17 protein-coding genes are annotated in these 20,009 nt (G+C 68.8%); 10 read left to right on the top strand and 7 right to left on the bottom strand.

The window, feature by feature from the left end; all coding sequences use genetic code 11:
* Window positions 1–59 precede the first annotated feature (59 nt).
* From D0901_RS10545 to D0901_RS10520, 6 genes are all read right to left on the bottom strand, one after another.
* Entirely contained in the window at window positions 60–701 is a 642-nt protein-coding gene (locus tag D0901_RS10545) for a sarcosine oxidase subunit gamma (RefSeq protein WP_129140267.1), read from the bottom strand.
* Window positions 694–3,744, bottom strand: coding sequence for a sarcosine oxidase subunit alpha family protein (locus tag D0901_RS10540; protein WP_129140266.1), 3,051 nt, complete (start codon window positions 3,742–3,744; stop codon window positions 694–696). Before D0901_RS10540 ends, D0901_RS10545 begins: the two co-directional genes overlap by 8 nt.
* Window positions 3,741–4,133 (bottom strand): sarcosine oxidase subunit delta, encoded by a 393-nt coding sequence (locus tag D0901_RS10535; RefSeq protein WP_129140265.1) that lies wholly within the window; start codon window positions 4,131–4,133, stop codon window positions 3,741–3,743. Before D0901_RS10535 ends, D0901_RS10540 begins: the two co-directional genes overlap by 4 nt.
* Window positions 4,134–4,145: 12 nt before the next feature.
* Window positions 4,146–5,396, bottom strand: a complete 1,251-nt coding sequence (locus tag D0901_RS10530; RefSeq protein ID WP_129140264.1) for a sarcosine oxidase subunit beta family protein — start codon at window positions 5,394–5,396, stop codon at window positions 4,146–4,148.
* 24 nt (window positions 5,397–5,420) lie between these two features.
* Window positions 5,421–6,740: a serine hydroxymethyltransferase gene (glyA, locus tag D0901_RS10525; RefSeq protein ID WP_129140263.1), complete on the bottom strand. Its 1,320-nt coding sequence runs from the start codon at window positions 6,738–6,740 to the stop codon at window positions 5,421–5,423.
* A 289-nt stretch (window positions 6,741–7,029) separates the two neighbouring features.
* The gene (locus D0901_RS10520; RefSeq protein WP_129140262.1) at window positions 7,030–8,085 is read right to left on the bottom strand and encodes a GlxA family transcriptional regulator; all 1,056 of its coding nucleotides are present in this window, start codon (window positions 8,083–8,085) and stop codon (window positions 7,030–7,032) included.
* Between the two features lie 226 nt (window positions 8,086–8,311).
* Between D0901_RS10520 and D0901_RS10515 the strand changes: the two genes are divergently transcribed.
* From D0901_RS10515 to D0901_RS10505, 3 genes are all read left to right on the top strand, one after another.
* Window positions 8,312–9,190: an AEC family transporter gene (locus tag D0901_RS10515; RefSeq protein ID WP_129140261.1), complete on the top strand. Its 879-nt coding sequence runs from the start codon at window positions 8,312–8,314 to the stop codon at window positions 9,188–9,190.
* An 82-nt stretch (window positions 9,191–9,272) separates the two neighbouring features.
* On the top strand, window positions 9,273–9,503 hold the full coding sequence (locus D0901_RS10510; RefSeq protein WP_129140260.1) for a hypothetical protein: 231 nt from the start codon (window positions 9,273–9,275) through the stop codon (window positions 9,501–9,503).
* Window positions 9,503–10,945, top strand: coding sequence for an FAD-dependent oxidoreductase (locus D0901_RS10505; protein ID WP_129140259.1), 1,443 nt, complete (start codon window positions 9,503–9,505; stop codon window positions 10,943–10,945). The genes D0901_RS10510 and D0901_RS10505 overlap by 1 nt, the downstream gene beginning before the upstream one ends.
* 163 nt (window positions 10,946–11,108) lie before the next feature.
* Here D0901_RS10505 and rpmE read toward each other — a convergent pair whose 3' ends face one another.
* On the bottom strand, window positions 11,109–11,324 hold the full coding sequence (gene rpmE, locus D0901_RS10500; protein ID WP_129140258.1) for a 50S ribosomal protein L31: 216 nt from the start codon (window positions 11,322–11,324) through the stop codon (window positions 11,109–11,111).
* Window positions 11,325–11,621: 297 nt separating this feature from the next.
* Here rpmE and D0901_RS10495 point away from each other — a divergent pair, with 297 nt between their 5' ends.
* The 7 genes from D0901_RS10495 to ubiE all read left to right on the top strand — a co-directional run bounded on the left by D0901_RS10495 (window position 11,622) and on the right by ubiE (window position 20,007).
* The gene (locus D0901_RS10495) at window positions 11,622–13,868 is read left to right on the top strand and encodes a primosomal protein N' (RefSeq protein ID WP_129140257.1); all 2,247 of its coding nucleotides are present in this window, start codon (window positions 11,622–11,624) and stop codon (window positions 13,866–13,868) included.
* Between the two features lie 248 nt (window positions 13,869–14,116).
* Window positions 14,117–15,802 carry an arginine--tRNA ligase gene (argS, locus tag D0901_RS10490; RefSeq protein WP_129140256.1) on the top strand — a complete coding sequence of 562 codons (1,686 nt, stop codon included), beginning with the start codon at window positions 14,117–14,119 and terminating at the stop codon, window positions 15,800–15,802.
* 3 nt (window positions 15,803–15,805) lie between these two features.
* Window positions 15,806–16,480, top strand: a complete 675-nt coding sequence (locus tag D0901_RS10485; RefSeq protein WP_129140255.1) for an SPOR domain-containing protein — start codon at window positions 15,806–15,808, stop codon at window positions 16,478–16,480.
* Between the two features lie 185 nt (window positions 16,481–16,665).
* Entirely contained in the window at window positions 16,666–17,187 is a 522-nt protein-coding gene (gene hslV / locus D0901_RS10480; protein ID WP_129140254.1) for an ATP-dependent protease subunit HslV, read from the top strand.
* Between the two features lies 1 nt (window position 17,188).
* On the top strand, window positions 17,189–18,514 hold the full coding sequence (hslU, locus tag D0901_RS10475) for an ATP-dependent protease ATPase subunit HslU (RefSeq protein WP_129140253.1): 1,326 nt from the start codon (window positions 17,189–17,191) through the stop codon (window positions 18,512–18,514).
* Window positions 18,515–18,671: 157 nt separating this feature from the next.
* Window positions 18,672–19,055: a gamma-butyrobetaine hydroxylase family protein gene (locus tag D0901_RS10470; protein ID WP_129140252.1), complete on the top strand. Its 384-nt coding sequence runs from the start codon at window positions 18,672–18,674 to the stop codon at window positions 19,053–19,055.
* 205 nt (window positions 19,056–19,260) lie between these two features.
* Window positions 19,261–20,007, top strand: coding sequence for a bifunctional demethylmenaquinone methyltransferase/2-methoxy-6-polyprenyl-1,4-benzoquinol methylase UbiE (gene ubiE / locus D0901_RS10465; protein WP_129140251.1), 747 nt, complete (start codon window positions 19,261–19,263; stop codon window positions 20,005–20,007).
* Window positions 20,008–20,009: the final 2 nt, after the last annotated feature.

The following is a 20,009-nucleotide window of genomic DNA, read 5'->3' as shown; positions in this document are numbered from 1 at the left end:
CGAAAGAACGAGAGGGCGCCGTGGCGCCCTCTCGACATACCGCTTGCCGGGCACGTCCGTCAGTCGCCGGTGGACACCGCCAGGCCGTACTCCTCGCCGGCATCCACCAGCCAGCGGTAGCAGTAGTCGGCGAAGCTGCGGCGCAGAACCAGCTCCCAGCGCCCCTCGTCCGGCCGACGCAGGATCGCGGTGGCCTTGGCGAAGGTCGTGGTCACGCCCTTGCCGGCCGGGAAGTGCCGCGGGTGGACGTCGTAGGGCGTGGATTTCATCAGCACCTCGCGGGCCATCGGCCCGGAGAGCTCGACAACGGTCTGCCCGCCGCTGACGTCGACGATGGCGAAGTGGGCATCACCCAGGGCATCGCGCAGGCGCTGCTCCAGCGAGAAGGCCTCACCGTCGGGGACGATGACCAGCCACTCGTCCGGCGACAGCCACTGGATCGAGCGCTCGCCCGACTCGTCGAGGACCAGCGCGCCGGGCCGCGCCGGCAGGCTGACACCGAGCACCTGGCGTACCGCCTCGTCGAGGACGATCGCCCCGCCGCGCAGGATCAGGTGGCCGAGAAAGGCCCGCTCGCGCAGCGTGACACCGGGGCTGGCGGGCGCGCGCCGGGCGCGCTCGTCGAGCTGGCTCAGCACCAGCGGCGATTCGGCCTCGACCTCGGCGGTCGGGCGGCTGTCGAATAGACGCACATCAGACATTCTGGCGCTCTCCCTTGGGATCAACGAACACGGTACTCACGATCTCGGCGGCATGGACCTTGCCGTCGGCCATCGGCAGGTAGACGGTCTCGCCCATGCGATGGTGGCCGCCCTTGACCACGGCCAGGGCGAAGCCGCTGTCGAGCACCGGGCTGTAGTAGCTGGAGGTGACGTGGCCGACCATGGTCATGGGAATCGCCTGTTCGGGGTCGAAGACGATCTGCGCGCCCTCCTCCAGCACCACCTTGGGATCGTGCGGGCGCAGGCCGACCAGTTGCTTGCGGTCGATACGCCGGGTATCGGGGCGGCTCAGCGCACGCTTGCCGATCCACGGGAACGGCTTGTCGTAGCCGATCGCCCAGTACATGTTCAGGTCCTCCGGGGTCACCGAACCATCGGTGTCCTGGCCGACGATGATCAGCCCCTTCTCGGCACGCAGCACGTGCATGGTCTCGGTGCCGTAGGGCGTCAGGTCGTACTTCTCGCCGTGCGCGAACAGCGTCTTCCAGACGTGCATGGCGTAGTTGGCCTGAACGTTGATCTCGTAGGCCAGCTCGCCGGTGAACGAGATGCGGAAGACCCGCGCCGGAACGCCGGCCACGGTGCCTTCGCGCCAGTCCATGAACTTGAAGGCTTCCTTGTCGAGGTCGATGTCGGTGACCTCGGCCATCAGCTTGCGCGCCTCGGGGCCCGTCACGGTCATCGTCGCCCAGTGGTCGGTCACCGAATCGAAGTAGACCTGGAGTTCCGGCCATTCGGTCTGATGCCACAGCTCGAGCCACTCCAGCACGCCCGCGGCGCCACCGGTGGTGGTGGTCATCAGGAAATGGTTGTCGCCCAGGCAGCTGGTGGTGCCGTCGTCCATCAGCATGCCGTCGTCCTTGCACATCAGGCCGTAGCGGACACGCCCCGGAGCCAGCTTGGCCCACTTGTTGGTGTAGACCCGACCCAGGAACTCGCGGGCGTCCGGGCCCTGGATGTCGATCTTGCCCAGCGTCGAGGCATCGAGGATGCCCACGCCCTGGCGCACCGCCAGGCACTCGCGGGCCACCGCGTCGTGCATGCTCTCCTTCTTGCCGTTGACGGTGCGCGGGAAGTACCAGGGGCGCTTCCACTGGCCGACGTCCTCGAACTCGGCGCCGTGCTCGACGTGCCACTGATGCAGCGCGGTGTAGCGCTCGGGATCGAACAGCTCGCGACAGTGGCGGCCGACGATCGCGCCGAAGGTCACCGGCGTGTAGTTGGGGCGGAACACCGTGGTGCCGGTCTCGGGAATGGTCTGGCCGAGACAGCGCGCGGCGATCGCCATGCCGTTGATGTTGCCCAGCTTGCCCTGGTCGGTGCCGAAGCCCATCGCGGTGTAGCGCTTGACGTGCTCGATCGACTCGAAGCCCTCGCGGGTGGCCACCTCGATGCCCGCCGCGGTGACGTCGTTCTGCAGGTCGACGAACTGCTTGGGCGCGCGCAGCGTGGGCTTCTCGTGGGGCACCTGATAGAGCGCCACGGCCGGCGATTCGCGACGGGCCACCGCCCGCGGCAATTCGAGCCGGGCCGCGGTGAAACCGGCCGCCTCGGCGGCGCGGTTGCCGGCGGCGACGCCATCCTCGAGAACTTCGTCGAGCGCATAGATGCCCTGCGCCCCGCCCGCCGGCGTCAGTCCTTTGACCTTGCCGGGCACGAAGCCGAGGATGTCCTCGCGCCACACGGGACGCGTGCCGGTGTGGGAAGAGAGGTGGATCACCGGACTGTAGCCGCCGGAGCTGGCGATGGTGTCGCAGGCCAGTTCCTCGACCTTGCCGACCACCTGGAAGCCGTCGATGTCGATGCGCGCCACGCGTGCGCCGCTGACGCGCTTGTCGCCCTTGGCCTCGATCACCGCGCTGCCGGTGATGAGCCGAATGCCGGCGGCCCGCGCCTGCTCGACCAGCTCGCCATCAGGGTTGTCACGGGCGTCGACGATCGCCACCACCTCGCGACCCGCCTCCTGCCAGTCGAGGGCGGCGCGATAGCCGTGATCGTTGCTGGTGGTGAGTACCAGCTTCTGTCCCGGCGCCACGCCGTAGCGGCGGACATAGGTCGACACCGCACCGGCCAGCAGGTTGCCCGGTACGTCGTTGTTGGCATAGACCAGCGGCCGCTCGTGGGCGCCGGTGGCCAGCACCACCTGGGCGGCACGCACGCGATGCAGCCGCGAGCGTGACTGACGACGGCCGTCGACGCGCGGCGCGACATCGGCGAGATGCTCGGTGCGCCGCTCGTGCAGCGTCACGAAGTTGTGATCGTGATAGCCGTTGGCGGTGGTGCGCGGCAACAGGGTCACGTCTTCCATGGCCGCCAGCTCGTCGATCACGGCCTGCGCCCACTGGCTGGCCGGGGCATCGTCGAGGAGCTCGCGGCTGTCGAGCAGCGAACCGCCCAGGCGCTCCTGCTCGTCGCAGAGGATCACCCGCGCGCCGCTGCGGGCGGCCGTCAGCGCCGCCGTGAGGCCAGCGGGCCCGGCGCCGATCACCAGCACGTCGCAGTGCTGGTTCAGGTGATCGTAGATGTCCGGGTCCGACTCGGCGGGGCTGCGCCCCAGGCCGGCCGACTTGCGGATGTACTTCTCGTAGGTCATCCACATCGAGGCCGGGGCCATGAAGGTCTTGTAGTAGAAGCCCGGCGGCATGAAGGAGCCGCCCAGCTTGCCGACCGAAGCCATCAGGTCGCGCTGGACATTGGGCCAGCCGTTGGTGCTGCGCGCCTCCAGGCCCTGGTAGAGCGCCTGCTGGGTGGCGCGCACGTTGGGCACCTGGGCGGCCTCGGAGGCGCCCAGCTGGACCACGGCGTTGGGCTCCTCGGCGCCGGCGGCGACGATGCCGCGCGGCCGCGAGTACTTGAAGCTGCGGTTGACGATGTCGACACCGTTGGCGAGCAGCGCCGAGGCCAGGGTATCGCCGGGGTGGCCGACGTAGCGCTTGCCGTTGAAGGTGAAGGTCAGCTCGCGCGAGCGGTCGACCTGGCCGCCCTGCGCCAGGCGGTTGGGCTGTGATGATGACTGGCTCATGCCTGCGCTCCCTTCATCGACGCCAGGGCGGCGTCGCTGGCTCCCACGGTCTGCTGGCCGCCATCGGCGACCTGCACCTTGTCGGCTTTCTCCTCACGCGCCAGGCTCTCGGCGGTGATGGTCGGCTGCTCGCCCATGCGGTAGGTCTCGAGAATCTCGTAGGTCACCGTATGGCGGGTGATGTTGAAGAACTTGCGACAGCCCACCGCATGGACCCACAGCTCGTGGTGGATGCCGCGCGGGTTGTCGCGGAAGAACAGGTAGTCGCCCCACTCGGCATCCGAGCAGGCGTCCGGGTCCGCCGGGCGGGCGATGTGCGCCTGGCCCTTGGGATGGAACTCCTCTTCCTCGCGGTGCTCCTCGCAGTAGGGGCAGTAGATATGAAACATGATGATTCCCCCTCAGTGAGCCACGCCTGCCGCACCGTGCTCATCAATGAGCGCCCCAGTGCGAAAACGATCGATGGAAAACGGCGCGGCCAGCTTGTGCATCTGGCCCTTGGCCAGCGACCAGGCGAACACGTGCCCCGAGCCGGGCGTGGCCTTGAAGCCGCCGGTGCCCCAGCCGCAGTTGAAGTAGAGCCCCTTGACCGGCGTCCGCGAGAGGATCGGGCAGGCGTCCGGGCAGGTGTCGACGATGCCGCCCCACTGGCGGTTCATGCGCACCCGCGAGAAGATCGGGAACATCTCGACGATCGCCTGCAGGGTGTGCTCCACGGTCGGGTAGCTGCCGCGCTGGCCGTAGCCGTTGTAGCCGTCGATACCGGCGCCGATCACCAGGTCGCCCTTGTCGGACTGGCTGATGTAGCCGTGGACGTGGTTGGACATCACCACGGTATCGAGGATCGGCTTGAGCGGCTCGGAGACCAGCGCCTGCAGCGGATGCGACTCCAGCGGCAGTTGGAAGCCGGCCATCTTGGCCATCACCCCGGAGTTGCCGGCGGTGACGCAGCCCACCGTCCTGGCGCCGATGTCACCGCGATTGGTGTGCACACCGACCACCCGGCCGTCGAGGATCTTGAAGCCGGTGACCTCGGTGTTCTGCAACAGGTCGACGCCGAGTCCGTCGGCGCCGCGGGCATAGCCCCAGGCCACGGCGTCGTGACGCGCCACCCCGGCACGCGGCTGCCAGGAGGCGCCCATCACCGGGTAACGGGCACGCTTGGAGCAGTCCATGATCGGCACCAGCGCCTGCACGCCCTTGGCGTCGAGGACCTCGCTGTCGATGCCGTTCAGGCGGTTGGCGTTGACCCGGCGCTGGATGTCGCGCATGTCCTGCAGGGTGTGGCCGAGGTTGAGCACGCCGCGCTGCGAGAACATCACATTGTAGTTGATGTCCTGGGAGAGCCCTTCCCACAGCTTCATGGCGTGCTCGTAGAGCGCCGCCGACTCGTCCCACAGGTAGTTGGAACGCACGATGGTGGTGTTGCGCGCGGTATTGCCGCCGCCCAGCCAGCCCTTCTCGATCACCGCGACATTGGTGATGCCGTGCTCCTTGGCCAGGTAGTAGGCGGTCGCCAGACCGTGGCCGCCGCCGCCGACGATGATCACGTCGTACTCTTTCTTGGGCGTGGGGTTGCGCCACTGGCGCTGCCAGTTCTCGTGATGACTGAGCGCGTGCTTGACCAGTCCGAAGCCCGAATAGCGTTGCATGATTGTCTCCTGACTCGTGTCGCGTTACAGGGCGGAGGCGGCCGGCACGTCCGCGCCGGTCGCCTGCCCGTTGGCGGCGGCTTCCCCGTAGACCGGGTGACGCGCGCAGAGGTCCTCGACCTTCTCGCGGACCTCGGCCTCCACCGCGTCGGTGTTGCCGCGCTCGGCGAGCACGTCGAGGATGTCGCAGATCCAGCCCGCCAGCTCGGCGCACTCGCTGTCGTCGAAGCCGCGGCTGGTCGCCGCCGGGGTGCCGATGCGCAGGCCGGAGGTGACGAAGGGGCTCTGCGGGTCGTTGGGCACGGCGTTCTTGTTGACGGTGATGTGCGCCCGGCCGAGCGCGGCGTCGGCGTCCTTGCCGGTCACGCCCTGCTTGATCAGCGACACCAGGAACAGGTGGTCGTCGGTGCCACCGGAGACCACCTCGAACCCCCGCTCGAGGAACACCTGGGCCATGGCGCGGGCATTGGCGATGACCTGACGCTGGTAGTTGACGAAGTCCTGGCTCATGGCTTCCTTGAAGGCCACCGCCTTGGCCGCGATCACGTGCATCAGCGGACCGCCCTGCTGCCCCGGGAACACCGCGCCGTTGAGCTTCTTGACCAGCGCCTCGTCGGCGTTGGCGGAGAGAATCAGGCCACCACGCGGGCCGCGCAGCGTCTTGTGGGTGGTGGTGGTCACCACGTGGGCGTGGGGAATCGGGCTCGGGTAGAGGCCGGCGGCGACCAGGCCCGCCACGTGGGCCATGTCGACCAGCAGGTAGGCTCCGACCTCGTCGGCGATGGCGCGGAAACGCCGCCAGTCCACCACCCGGGAATAGGCCGAGAAGCCGGCGATGACCAGCTTGGGCCGATGCTCGCGAGCCAGGCGCTCGACCTCGTCGTAGTCGATCTCGCCGGTCTCCGGGTTCAGCCCGTACTGCACGGCGTGATAGTGCTTGCCGGAGAAGTTGGGCGCGGCACCATGGGTCAGGTGGCCGCCGTGGGCCAGGCTCATGCCAAGCACGGTATCGCCCGGCTTGACCAGCGCCATGAAGGCCGCCGCGTTGGCCTGGGCCCCGGAGTGCGGCTGCACGTTGGCATAGTCGGCGCCGAACAGGTCGCAGGCCCGTTCGATGGCCAGCTGTTCGACCACGTCCACGTGCTCGCAGCCGCCGTAGTAACGCTTGCCCGGGTACCCTTCGGCGTACTTGTTGGTCAGTTGGGTCCCCTGGGCTTCCATCACGGCACGGCTGGCGTAGTTCTCGGAAGCGATCAGCTCGATATGGGCTTCCTGACGCGCCACCTCGTCGGCGATGGCGGCGGCGACCTGGGAATCGAATGCGGCAAGACCAACCTGATTCATGATGGACTCCTGTTGTTATCGGTCATGGGCAGAGCGTGCCTCGGATACGGCGGCGACCGGCAACCCGGGAAACGGAGTGATCCGGGTGCCTCGACGCCCGCCATGTGGCTCTGCCGCCTCACGCTTCGATTAAAGGCGACGCGGCCGCGCAAAGATTGAACGAATGCGACAGGCTTGATGAATGTCCAAGTCAGGCGAGGGATCGTTCACGGCCGCTCGAGAGCCGCCGCGACGAACCCGGCTCCTCGTGCCACAGACCGCATGAGACGGAAGGATAAGGCCTTGCCGATCAGAGCGCCGGGCGGCCCTCGACATGCAGGAAGAAGGGGTCGACACGGTCGCTGTCGGGGTCGCCGGCCTGCTTGCGCATTTCCGACGGTGTCATGCCGAACGTACTACGAAAGTGGCGTGAAAAATGCGCCGTATCGGCGAAGCCGCACTGCTCGCCGATCTCGGTGACGCTCTTGCCGGTGTAGTGCAACAGCCAGAGCCCGTAGCGCAGCCGCAGGTCACGCGCGAACTTCTGCGGTCCCACGCCTAGCGTCTCGCGAAAACGGCGCTCCAGGTTGCGCCGCGACGTTCCCACCCGCTCGGCGAGCACGTCCATGGAGATCGACTCGCCCAGGTGCTGCTCGAGCAGCGCGATGGAGCGACGCACCAGGCGATCCTCGATCTTGCCGAACACCACCGGCTGCGGCTGCGGCCGGGTGCCGGCGCGGGCCTCCTCCAGGAGCATGATGTGCAGGCTTTTCATGGCCCACGCCTTGCCCAGGTGACGCTCGATCAGATAGGCGGCCAGGTCCGCCGCGGCGGCGCCGCCCGCACAGGTGACCCGGTCGCCGTCGTCGATGTATAGCCGATCGGCCACCGGCTCGATGGCCGGGAAGCGCTGGACCATGTCGCGATGGTGATACCAGCTCACGCAGCAGCGCCGGCCGTTCATCAGCCCCGCCTGGATGAGCGCGAAGACGCCGGTACACACGCCCACCAGCGGCACCTGGGCGGAAGCCGCCTGCTTGAGGTAGGCGAGCGCGGCGGTATCCACCCGGGCCTTTTCGTCCTGCACGCCGCCGATGACCACGATGTAGTCGAAGTCGTCGGGGTTGCGAAAGGGCTGACAGGGCGAGACGGCCGCCCCGCAGCTGGACACGGCCGGCTCGCCGGTGCTGGTCATGAAGGTCCAGTGGCAACGCAACTGGCGGCTGCGGTCACCCTCGTCCGCCGCCAGACGCAGGCAGTCGACGAAGGCGGCGAAGGGCATCAGCGTGAAGCGGTGCAGCAGGACGAAGCCGACCGACAGGGGCTCGCCCCGGGCACCGGGATGCTTGGAGGTTCTTGGCGTCATGACGGCGGTGAGGCATCCTCGAATACGGCCCAGCCCCCAGCGTATCCTCCCCGCTTCGCCGCTACCACTGTGGCGCACGGGCCCGCGGCTCGGCAACGACGGCAGCGGGCCCAGAACGCCGTGTTTCCGGCATCGGTGTTGCACCGCAACAGCAAGACTGGGGACAATGGTGGTCGCTACGCCGGTACGCTTGCCGGCCTTCGCTGACTTCTCACGAGGATCCTGCATGCTCGCCGAACTCTTCGCGGTGATGGCGCCGGTGTTGTGCGGCGCCGGCCTGGGCTTTGGCTGGGTTCGCCTGGGCTACGACTATCCCGTCGAGTTCATCACCCGACTGGTCTTCAACATCGGCACGCCGACCCTGATCCTGGCCTCGCTCGACGGTGCCGACATCGATCCCGGCAGCTTCGGCCTGACCATGCTCGGCACGCTGCTGGTCGTCACCGGCATGGGGCTGATCAGCCTGGTGATCGCGCGGGTGCTGGGCAAGCCGTGGCGCACCGTGATCCTGCCGACGATGTTTCCCAATACCGGCAACATGGGCCTGCCGGTGATTCTCTATGCCTTCGGCCATGCCGGCTTCGCCTACGCGATCACCTCGATGGTCTCGGTATCGCTGGTCCAGTTCACCTTCGGCACCCTGCTCTCCAGTCGCAGCGGTCGGCCGCTGCGCAGCCTGGCGCGCACGCCGGTGGTCTACGCAATCCTGGTAGCCACCGCGATGCTGCTCACCGGCACCACCCTGCCGGCCTGGCTGGCCAACACCGTGGACCTGATCTCGGGATTCAGCGTGCCGTTGATGCTGATCACCCTGGGCGTGTCGCTGGCACGCATCCGTGTGCGCAACCTGGCGTCGGGGTTCCACTTCAGCCTGCTGCGCATCCCCGCGGCGGCCCTGCTCGCCTTCGCCGTCGGTCATCTGCTGGGTCTGCCGCCGCTGGCGCAGAGCGTGCTGATCCTGCAGATGAGCATGCCGGTGGCGGTCTTCAACTACCTGTTCGCCCAGCGCTCCCGACGCGAGCCGGAATTCGTCGCCGGCCTGGTGCTGTGCTCGACGCTGCTGTCGTTCCTGTACCTGCCGGCCCTGCTCGCGATCATGATGTGATCCGGACCTTTCCTGATTGTCGCGGAACCGGCGCCGGAGTAACGTCACGTCATTCCCTGTTGCGAGACGCCGGAGCCGCCAGATGCCAGGACGCCATGCGCCGCCTTCCCTCGGCGCCCCCCGAACCGCCACCACCACCCGCTGCTCACCGCCGACGCTGACCCGCCGCCAGGCGCTGGGGCTTCTGCTGACCCCGATCGCCGCCGCCTGGCTGGCGCCGCTTGCCGCCGGCGACGGCGGGGTCGGCGCCGTGCCCCGCCGCGATCTCGGCGTGTGGGTCGACGGCTGGCTGCTCGACAGCGGAGACCTGTGATGCACGACGATCTCGCCCGCTACGCCGCCGCCGATCCGCTCGCCGATGTCTGTGTCATCGGGGCCGGCGCGGCGGGCCTGTCACTGGCCCTGCGCCTGGCGCGGCGCGGCCGGCACGTGCTGCTCTGCGAAGGCGGCGAGCAGGATTTCACGCTGCGCTCCCAGGCGCTCTACGAAGGCGCGGTCGCCGGCGATCCCTACATCCCCCTGGACGCCGCGCGACTGCGCTATTTCGGCGGCTCGACCAACCACTGGGGCGGCATGTGCCGGCCGCTGGATGCCTACGACTTCACCGCCAAGCCGGCCGACGAAGGCACCGCCTGGCCGATCGACCGCGACGCCCTCGCCCCCTACTACGCCGATGCCGCAGCGATCCTCGGCGTCTCGCCGATTCCGCCGGACGCGACGATTCCCGGCCTCGCCCTCAAGCGCGTGCATTTCTCGATCGGCCCCGCAACCCGGCTCAAGGAGACCTGCGCCGACGAGGTCGCCCGCTCGCCGCAGCTACACTATTGCCCGAACGCCAACCTGTTCGGTCTGGAGACCCGCGACGGCCGCATCACCGCCGCCGTCTTCAAGGACTACACGGGTGGCGAATACCGTGTCCGGGCGCGGCAGTTCGTGCTCGCCTGCGGCGGCATCGAGAACTCGCGGCTGCTGCTGTGGTGCAACCGCCGGAGCCACGGCCAGGTCGTCAAGCAACCGGCGACGCTGGGCCGCTACTGGATGGATCACCCCCACGCCACCCTGGGTCGGGCGATCATCCTCGAACCGGCGGCGCTGGGGCTCGACGCCAGTCAGAGCGTGTTTCTCGCCCCCTCCCCGGCGATGCTCGCCGAACATCGCATTCTCAATTGCGGGTTACGCCTGCACCGCATGAGCGATACCGAGACCGGAGAACTGGTCGAGCAGCTCACCCTGGCCGCCCCCCGGCTGGGCGAATGGATCAAGCAGCGCCCGTTGGCCGCGAACGGCTGTTGCGGCGTGGTGCTGCGTGCCGCCTGGGAGCAGCAGCCCCATCCCGAGAGCCGGGTGGAGCTCGCCGACGGGGACCTCGATGCCCTGGGCATGCCCCGCTCGCGGCTGGTCTGGCGCAAGACCGCCCTGGACCATCACACCGTGCGCGACTGCGCGCTGACCCTGGGCGACTACCTGCGCCGCCGCGACATCGGCCGCGTCCGGCTCGATCCCTGGCTGACCGACGACACGCTGCAGTTCCCCGCGGATGGCGAACTGGCCGGTCGCCACCACATGGGCGGCACGCGCATGGCCGAGAGCCCCGAACACGGCGTCGTCGATCGCGACTGTCGGGTGTTCGGCCAGGACAACCTGTATATCGGCGGATCGAGCGTCTTCCCCTCGAGCGGCCACGCCAACCCCACCCTGACCCTGGTTCAGCTGGCGATGCGCCTGGCCGACCATCTCGATGCGCGGCTGGCCTGAGGCCAGCGACCGAAAACGGGCCACGCACCCGCGTGACCCGCAGCCCGGCGAGGCGCATCCCGGTGCAGCGAAGAGCGCTAATGAAAAGACCCCGAGCCGCCGGAGCGGTTCGGGGTCTTTCTCGGACAGAACGCCCGCGCCAAGGGCGGGCGGGAACGCCGGCTTACGTGCGCTTGAGCGCGGCACCGAAGCGCTTGTTGAAGCGCTCGACACGGCCGCCGGTGGTCGCCTGCTTCTGCTTGCCGGTGTAGAACGGGTGGCAGTTGGAGCAGACGTCCAGGAAGAAATCTTCGCTGGCGGTGGAACCAACGGTGTGAGTGGCACCGCAGGAGCAGGTCGCGGTGACCGTCTTGTATTCCGGATGGATACCTTGTTTCATCGTGAGCCTCGTTGGACGGTGTGCCGCCACCCGATCCGGGAAGCCGGCGATGATCTACTGCACTCGGCGATGCGGCGTTGAATGCCTCTCAGAATGCGCATGGACTTCGTGTAAACTGCGCGTCTTCGAGGTATTCCGCCTGGCCTCGCCATCGTGAGCGACGATCGTAGCTCGACTTCCAGCCCGTCGGGCACCGCACACGGGTTGTGATAACCGGTTATCCTCCCCGCCCGCCGGCCGACATCGCCAGGGTGCAAGAAGGCCGGGCATTATAGCAAAGCCATTTGCGGAGGCCAATTGTCCACCACCCCCGACGACACCGCCGAGCCGCGGGTGCTCGGCGTCGCCGTGCCCACGCCCCTGCGCCGCCTGTTCGACTACCGCCCCTGTCAACCCGCGCCCGAGGGCGGCTGGCAGCCGGGGCTGCGCGTCAAGGTCGCGCTGGGCAAGCGCGAGGTGGTGGGCATCGTCGTCGAGTGCCGGGCCACCAGCGAACTGCCCCTTGATCGGCTCAAGCCGGTCACGGCCTGTCTGGACGCCCAGCCGCTGCCCGCCGACTGGCTGTGGCTGTGCCGCTTCACCGCCCGCTATTACCAGCACGCCCTGGGCGACACCCTGCATCAGGCCCTGCCGGTGCTGCTGCGCCAGGGCCGGCCGCTGGAGGCGCGTACCCGCGAGCGCTGGCAACTCACCGAGGCCGGTCGCAACACGCCTGCCGAGCGCCTGGGCCGGGCACGCCGTCAGGCGGAACTGCTGGAGTTGCTGCGCCAGCACCCGCGTGGCGTGGTGGGCTCGGTGATCAGCGCCCAGGGCTTCACGCGCAGCCAGCTCCGGGCGCTGGCCGACAAGGGCCTGGCCGACAGCGTGGAGGAGCCGCTCACCGCCGCCCCGGCGCCACGCCAGGGCGGCCTGCTCGCCGAACCGGCACTGACGCTCAACCGCGAGCAATCGGCGGCACTCGCCGAGCTGCACCAGGGGCTGGATCGTTTCCACCCCTGCCTGTTGCAGGGCGTCACCGGCAGCGGCAAGACCGAGGTCTATCTGCAGTTGATCGAGGCCGTGGTGGCCCACGACCGCCAGGCCCTGGTACTGGTGCCCGAGATCGGCCTGACCCCGCAGACCCTGGCGCGTTTCAAGCGCCGCTTCCGCGTGCCGGTGGTGGCGCTCCATTCGCAGCTCACCGACGCCGAGCGCCTGGACGCCTGGGAAGCCGCCCGCGCGGGCCGCGCGCCGATCGTCATCGGCACCCGCTCGGCGATCTTCACCCCGCTGGCCCGGCCCGGGGCGATCATCGTCGACGAGGAGCACGACGGCTCGTTCAAGCAGCAGGACGGCCTGCGCTACCATGCCCGCGACCTGGCGATCGCCCGTGCCCATCGCGACGCCATCCCGGTGGTGCTGGGCAGCGCCACGCCGTCGCTGGAGAGTCTGGTCCAGGCCCGCGCCGGCAACTATCGCCACCTGCGACTGACCCGCCGCGCCAGCCATCATGCCCCGGCACGGCTGGAACTCGTCGACCTGCGCGGCCGGCCGCGTCAGGGCGGGCTGATTCCGCCGGTGATCGACGCCATTCGCCAGACCCTCGCCGCCGGCAGCCAGGTACTGGTGTTCATCAACCGCCGCGGTTTCGCGCCGACCCTGGCCTGCCACGCCTGCGGCTGGCTCGCCGAATGCGAGCACTGCGACGCGCGCCTGACCCTGCACCGCCAGCCGCCGCAGCTCACCTGCCACCACTGCGAGCGCCACTATCGCCTGCCCGATGCCTGCCCCGACTGCGGTAGCGCCGACCTGCGCCCGCTGGGCACCGGCACCGAGCGCAGCGAGGAAACCCTCGGCGCGCTGTTTCCCGATGTCGCCGTGCATCGCATCGACCGTGACAGCACCCGGCGCAAGGATGCCTTCGAGCAGACCCTGGCGGAGATTCGCCGCGGCGAGCCGGCGCTGCTGGTGGGCACCCAGATGATCGCCAAGGGCCACCATCTGCCCCACGTCACCCTGGTGGTGGTGGTCAACGCCGACGCCGGCCTCTACGCCAGCGACTTCCGCGCGCTCGAGCACAGCGCCCAGTTGCTGGTCCAGGTGGCGGGACGCGCCGGGCGCGCCGAACGCCCCGGCCGGGTACTGGTACAGACCCTGCACCCCGACGACCCGCACCTGCGCCTGCTCGCCGAGAGCGGCTACGACGCCCTGGCCGAGACGCTGCTGGAGGATCGCCGCCTGGCCGGCCTGCCGCCCTACCGCTACCTGGCCCTGCTGCGCCTGGAGAGCCCGCGCGAGGCCGACGCCAACCAACTCGCCGGCGAGGCCGCCGAGGCGCTACGCGGCTGGCTCGGCGAACGCGACCCGGGGGTCGACTGTCTGGGCCCCGTCCCGGCGCCCATGGAGCGCCGCCAGAATCGTTACCACGTCCAGTTGATGCTCAGCGCCGCGCGCCGCGCGCCGCTCCACGAAGCCTGCGCCTGGCTGACCCACTGGCTCGAGGCCCACCCCGGGGCGAGGCGTGTCCGCTGGTCGCTGGACGTCGATCCGCAGACGCTGGCTTGAATGCCGTAAGCCGTAAGCCGGGACACCATCGCTTTGTCCCTGCAAAACTGGCCGGTAGGTTTTCTTACGGCTTAAAGCTCATGACTTACAGCTCCCCGCTAGGGGCTGGGGTTTAAAGCCGACCCGCAATTGCCGATAATGAGCGGCCATGCTCCACGAGCGACGCTTTTCCACGCCGGCGCCGCGAGTCGCGTATCCCCGCTGACCTCGCCGCTCGCCCGGGCCACAGGATACTGCACGCAAGCCACATGAAAGACACCATCATCGCGCTGCTCGACGAGGCGCTGGCCGCCCTCAAGCAGCAGGGCATCGTGCCCGCCGACGCCGCCCCCAGGTACAAGGTCGACCCCACCAAGGACAAGGCCCACGGCGACTACGCCAGCAACCTGGCCATGACGCTCGCCAAGCCCGCGGGCAAGCCGCCGCGCGAGGTCGCCCAGGCGCTCGTCGACGCCCTGCCCGAAAGCCCGGCGGTGCGTCGCGTGGAGATCGCCGGCCCGGGCTTTCTCAACTTCTTCGCCGCCACCGACGCGGTGGCCCGGGTGGTCGCCGCCATCCTCGATACCGGCGACACCTTCGGTCGCAGCATGACCGGGGCCGGCGAGAAGGTGCAGGTGGAGTTCGTCTCCGCCAACCCCACCGGCCCGCTGCACGTCGGCCACGGCCGTGGCGCGGCGATCGGCGACTGCCTGTGCCGGCTGCTCGAGGCCACCGGTTACGATGTCACCCGCGAGTTCTACTACAACGACGCCGGGGTGCAGATCCAGAATCTGGCGCTCTCGGTCCAGGCGCGCGTCAAGGGCATCACGCCCGACGACCCGGCCTGGCCGGACGACGGCTACCGCGGCGACTACATCGCCGACGTCGCCAGGAGCTATCTGGCCGGCGAGACCGTCGATGCCGACGACCAGCACGTCACCGCCGCGGCCGACCCGGACGATCTCGACGCCATCCGCCGCTTCGCGGTGGCTTACCTGCGCCGCGAGCAGGACCTGGACCTCAAGGCCTTCGGCGTCGAGTTCGACGTCTACTTCCTCGAGTCCTCGCTGTACAGCGGGGGCAAGGTCGAGGACACGGTCCGCCAGTTGATCGACAAGGGCCACACCTACGAGCAGGACGACGCCCTGTGGCTGCGCACCACCGACTTCGGCGACGACAAGGACCGGGTGATGCGCAAGCGTGACGGCGACTACACCTACTTCGTCCCCGACGTCGCCTATCACCTCGACAAGTGGCAGCGCGGCTTCAAGCAGGTGATCGACGAACAGGGCGCCGATCACCACTCCACGGTAACCCGCGTGCGTGCCGGCCTGCAGGCCCTGGAAGCCGGCATCCCGTCGGGCTGGCCCGACTACGTGCTGCACCAGATGGTGCTGGTGACCCGCTCCGGGGTCGAGGTCAAGCTCTCCAAGCGCGCCGGCAGCTACGTCACCCTGCGCGATCTGATCGACGAGGTGGGCCGCGATGCCACCCGCTACTTCCTCGCCGCGCGGCGCGCCGACTCGCAGTTGACCTTCGACATCGACCTGGCCCGTTCGCAGTCCAACGACAACCCGGTCTACTACGTGCAGTACGCCCATGCGCGCCTGTGCAGCGTGATGCGCAAGGCCGAGGCCGACGGCGTGCCCTTCGACCACGGTCTGGCGATGGCCAATCTGGCGTTGCTCGACAGCGACCCGGAAAAGGCGCTGATGAACCGCCTGGCCCGCTACCCGGAGGTGGTCGAGCACGCCGCCGCCAGTCGCGAGCCGCAGCAGGTCGCCCAGTACCTGCAGGATCTCGCCGCCGATTTCCACAGCTGCTACAACGCCGTCAAGGTCATGGTCGACGAGCCGGCCCTGCGCAACGCGCGCCTGGCCCTGGGGCTGGCCGCGCGTCAGGTGCTGCGCAACGGCCTCGACCTGCTGGGCGTGAGCGCTCCCGAGGAGATGTAGACCATGGCCCGTACCGCCGCCGCGCAAAACGGCAACCGTCGCAAGGCCGCGCCCCGCAAGGGCGCCACGACCCGCCGGGCGCCGCGCCAGAAAACGCGTCAGGGGGCGCGCGTCCCCGGCTGGCTGTGCGGTCTGATCGGCCTGATCGCCGGCTTCGCGCTGTCGCAGTATTTCCAGCAGAGCGCCGCGCCGGTGGCGACGCTGATGCCCAAGCCCGCCACCGAGGCCGCGGACACCAAGGCGGCATCCGCCGGCAAGGCCGCGTCCCGGTCTCAGGGCGAGAGTGCCGCGGCGAAGGACGAACCGGCCATGCCGACCTTCGAGTTCTACACCCTGCTGCCGGAATCCGAGGTGGTCGCGCCCAAGGTCGACGCCTACCAATCCACGCCGCGCCCCAGCGACGATGACGACGGCGGCGCCGCCCAGGCCGCGGCCAAGGGCGGCAAGTACATGCTCCAGGCCGCCTCGTTCAAGGACATGGCCGACGCCAGGCGCCTGGCCGGCAAGCTCAAGGACTTCGGCCTGCTGGCCAAGATCACCGACGTCAAGGCCAATGGCGACCAGACCTGGCACCGCGTCCAGGTCGGCCCCTACGAGGACACCCGCGAGCTCACCCGGGCCCAGGACCTGATGGTCACCCAGGGCATCGAACCGCTGATGATCCGCCTGCAGAACTGATCCCCGCCCGCCCGACACGCGACGGCCCGCCCGGGCCGTCGCGGCATCGCTTGATTTCCGTCGACGCCGCCCGCATCTCTGCCTCACACCTTCGTCGGGTACTGGTTTCACACCGGTGCATCATTCGTCATCGGGTGCCACGCCGCCGGCGCGACGGCGTCACCCCGCAACGGAGTTTCCGTTACATGACCACCATCGTTTCCGTGCGCCGCAACGGTCAGGTCGCCCTGGCCGGCGACGGCCAGGTCTCCCTGGGCGACACCGTGCTCAAGGGCAACGCCAGCAAGGTGCGGCGCCTCTATCGCGGCCAGGTGCTGGCCGGTTTCGCCGGCGGCACCGCCGATGCCTTCACCCTGTTCGAACGCTTCGAGGCGCAACTCGAGAAATATCAGGGCCATCTCACCAAGGCCGCCGTCGAGCTGGCCAAGGAGTGGCGCACCGATCGCGCCCTGCGCCGCCTCGAGGCGATGCTGGTGGTCGCCGACAAGACCGCCTCGCTGATCATCACCGGCAACGGCGACGTGGTGGAGCCGGAATACGGCGTGATCGCCATCGGCTCCGGCGGCAACTACGCGCTGGCCGCGGCGCGGGCGATGCTCGACAACACCGAGCTGTCGGCGAAGGAGATCACCGCCAAGTCGCTCGACATCGCCGCCGACATCTGCGTCTACACCAACCACAACGCCGTCATCGAGGAGCTCGCCTGACATGTCACAGATGACCCCCCGCGAGATCGTCCACGCCCTCGACCAGTTCATCATCGGCCAGCACGACGCCAAGCGGGCGGTGGCGATCGCCCTGCGCAACCGCTGGCGGCGCATGCAGCTCGACGACGACCTGCGCCCCGAGGTAACCCCCAAGAACATCCTGATGATCGGCCCCACCGGGGTCGGCAAGACCGAGATCGCCCGGCGCCTGGCCAAGCTGGCCCGCGCGCCGTTCATCAAGATCGAGGCGACCAAGTTCACCGAAGTCGGCTACGTGGGCCGCGACGTCGAGTCGATCATCCGCGACCTGGTCGAGATGGCGATCAAGATGGTTCGCGAGCAGGCCAAGGAAGAGGTTCGCCACAAGGCCGACGATGCCGCCGAGGATCGCATCCTCGACGCGCTGCTGCCGCCCCCGCGGGGCAGCGAGTACGACCACGCCCGCGACGACTCCTCGACCCGTCAGGCCTTCCGCAAGAAGCTCCGCGAAGGGCAGCTCGACGACAAGGAGATCGACATCGAGATCACCCCGGCCGGCGGCGGCATCGACATCATGACCCCGCCGGGCATGGAGGAGATGACCCAGCAGCTGTCGAGCCTGTTCTCGAGCATGAACAAGCAGAAGACCGAGACCAAGCGGGTCAAGGTCAAGGACGCCTGGCAACTGCTGCGCGACGAGGAAGCCGCCAAGCTGGTCAACGAGGAAGAGATCAAGCGCCGCGCCGTCGAGTCGGTCGAGCAGAACGGCATCGTGTTCCTCGACGAGATCGACAAGGTCGCCAAGGGCGGTGGCCAGTCGAGTGGTGGCGAGGTCTCCCGCGAGGGCGTGCAGCGCGACCTGCTGCCGCTGATCGAGGGGTCGACGGTGTCGACCAAGCACGGCATGGTGCGCACCGACCACATCCTGTTCATCGCCTCCGGGGCCTTCCATCTCTCCAAGCCATCGGACCTGATTCCCGAGCTGCAGGGCCGTCTGCCGATCCGTGTCGAGCTCTCGGCGCTGACCCCGGACGACTTCAAGCGCATCCTCACCGAACCCTCCGCGTCGCTGACCAAGCAGTACCAGGCGCTGATGGCCACCGAGGGCCTCGAGATCGAGTTCACCGAGGACGGCATCGCGCGCATCGCCGAGGTCGCCTGGCAGGTCAACGAAGGCACCGAGAACATCGGCGCGCGCCGCCTGCACACGGTGATGGAACGCCTGCTCGAGGAAGCCTCGTTCCAGGGCGGCGACCTGCAGGGCCCGCTGGTGGTCGATGCCGCCTACGTCGACTCGCAGCTCGGCGAACTGGCCAAGGACGAGGACCTGTCCCGCTACATCCTCTGACGAGGAGCTGTAAGCTGTAAGCGGGAAGAGCGCCGCTTCGCGGCGGGAAGAGAAGAATGGCCAAGGACGGGGTTCTTCTCTTCCATTTGCATCTCTCCCTGGCCTGGGCCAAGACTTACGGCTTACAGCTTATGGCTTAACAGCCAGGAGTTTTCTTATGACCGCCCCGATCCCCACCCGCGTGCACTATCACAAGCAGGCCCGCGAACTCGAGCTGGCCTACGCCGACGGCGAATGCTACCGGCTCTCCGCCGAGTACCTGCGGGTGTTCTCGCCATCGGCCGAGGTGCGCGGCCACGGCCCCGACACCGCCACGCTGCAGACCGGCATGAAGTACGTGGGTCTGAAGAACATCACCCAGACCGGCCGCTACGCGCTCAAGCTGCACTTCGACGACGGCCACGACACCGGCCTCTACAGCTGGGAATACCTCTACGACCTGGCGACCCATAAGGACGCCTACTGGGCCGATTACCTGAAGCAGCTCGAGGCGGCCGGCGCCTCCCGCGAGCCGCTGGGCATTCCCCTGAAATCGGTCTAGCCCACGCCCCATCGCGTCTGCGGCGCGCCGTGGCCGCCCCCGGGGCGGCGGCATGGCCGCCAAGCGCAGACAAGCCCCGTCCGGCGACGCTACAATGGCGCCCACTTCATCGAACCCGGCCCGCCGTGCTCGCCACGCCGCCGCCGGAACGTGCCGGCCCCATGCCGAGGCCGGAGCCGCGCCACCTGCACAGCAAGGGAAGCCCATGAACAAGCGCACGACCCACTTCGGCTATCAGGAAGTTCCGGTCGAGGAGAAGGCCGCCCGTGTCGCCGACGTCTTCCACTCCGTGGCGGGGCGCTACGACCTGATGAACGACCTGATGTCGATGGGCATCCACCGCTTGTGGAAGCGCATCACTCTCGAGCGTTCGGCGGTGCGCCGCGGCCAGACGGTGCTCGACATCGCCGGCGGCACCGGCGACCTGACGCTCAAGTTCGCCCAGCGGGTGGGCAGCGAAGGGCGGGTGGTGCTGGCCGACATCAACGCCTCGATGCTGCGGGTGGGACGCGACAAGCTGCTCGACCACGGGGCCGGCGGCAACGTCGAGTACGTCCAGGCCAACGCCGAGTGCCTGCCGTTCGCCGACAACACCTTCGACTGCATCACCATCGCCTTCGGCCTGCGCAACGTCACCGACAAGGACGCCGCCCTGGCCTCGATGGCCCGCGTGCTCAAACCGGGCGGCCGGCTGCTGGTGCTGGAGTTCTCCAAGCCAACTCACCAGGCGCTCTCGAAGGTCTACGACGAATACTCCTTCCGGCTGCTGCCGAAGATGGGCGAACTCGTCGCCAACGACGCCGACAGCTACCGCTACCTGGCCGAATCGATCCGCATGCACCCCGATCAGGAAACCCTCAAGGCGATGATGGAAGGCGCCGGACTCGAGCGTGTCGAGTACACCAACCTGACCGGCGGCATCGTCGCCCTCCACCGCGGCGTCAAGCTGTGAGG

Source organism: Modicisalibacter coralii (genome assembly GCF_004117855.1).
In the GTDB taxonomy this organism is placed as follows: domain Bacteria; phylum Pseudomonadota; class Gammaproteobacteria; order Pseudomonadales; family Halomonadaceae; genus Modicisalibacter; species Modicisalibacter coralii.
This window is presented reverse-complemented; position numbering and strand designations above follow the sequence as displayed.

Excerpts from the sequence above, each read along its gene's own strand:
- D0901_RS10545 (WP_129140267.1), bottom strand. The coding sequence starts at position 701 with ATGTCTGATGTGCGTCTATTCGACAGCCGCCCGACCGCCGAGGTCGAG.
- D0901_RS10540 (WP_129140266.1), bottom strand. The coding sequence starts at position 3,744 with ATGAGCCAGTCATCATCACAGCCCAACCGCCTGGCGCAGGGCGGCCAG.
- D0901_RS10535 (WP_129140265.1), bottom strand. The coding sequence starts at position 4,133 with ATGTTTCATATCTACTGCCCCTACTGCGAGGAGCACCGCGAGGAAGAG.
- D0901_RS10530 (WP_129140264.1), bottom strand. The coding sequence starts at position 5,396 with ATGCAACGCTATTCGGGCTTCGGACTGGTCAAGCACGCGCTCAGTCAT.
- glyA (WP_129140263.1), bottom strand. The coding sequence starts at position 6,740 with ATGAATCAGGTTGGTCTTGCCGCATTCGATTCCCAGGTCGCCGCCGCC.
- D0901_RS10520 (WP_129140262.1), bottom strand. The coding sequence starts at position 8,085 with ATGACGCCAAGAACCTCCAAGCATCCCGGTGCCCGGGGCGAGCCCCTG.
- D0901_RS10515 (WP_129140261.1), top strand. The coding sequence starts at position 8,312 with ATGCTCGCCGAACTCTTCGCGGTGATGGCGCCGGTGTTGTGCGGCGCC.
- D0901_RS10510 (WP_129140260.1), top strand. The coding sequence starts at position 9,273 with ATGCCAGGACGCCATGCGCCGCCTTCCCTCGGCGCCCCCCGAACCGCC.
- D0901_RS10505 (WP_129140259.1), top strand. The coding sequence starts at position 9,503 with ATGCACGACGATCTCGCCCGCTACGCCGCCGCCGATCCGCTCGCCGAT.
- rpmE (WP_129140258.1), bottom strand. The coding sequence starts at position 11,324 with ATGAAACAAGGTATCCATCCGGAATACAAGACGGTCACCGCGACCTGC.
- argS (WP_129140256.1), top strand. The coding sequence starts at position 14,117 with ATGAAAGACACCATCATCGCGCTGCTCGACGAGGCGCTGGCCGCCCTC.
- D0901_RS10485 (WP_129140255.1), top strand. The coding sequence starts at position 15,806 with ATGGCCCGTACCGCCGCCGCGCAAAACGGCAACCGTCGCAAGGCCGCG.
- hslV (WP_129140254.1), top strand. The coding sequence starts at position 16,666 with ATGACCACCATCGTTTCCGTGCGCCGCAACGGTCAGGTCGCCCTGGCC.
- hslU (WP_129140253.1), top strand. The coding sequence starts at position 17,189 with ATGTCACAGATGACCCCCCGCGAGATCGTCCACGCCCTCGACCAGTTC.
- D0901_RS10470 (WP_129140252.1), top strand. The coding sequence starts at position 18,672 with ATGACCGCCCCGATCCCCACCCGCGTGCACTATCACAAGCAGGCCCGC.
- ubiE (WP_129140251.1), top strand. The coding sequence starts at position 19,261 with ATGAACAAGCGCACGACCCACTTCGGCTATCAGGAAGTTCCGGTCGAG.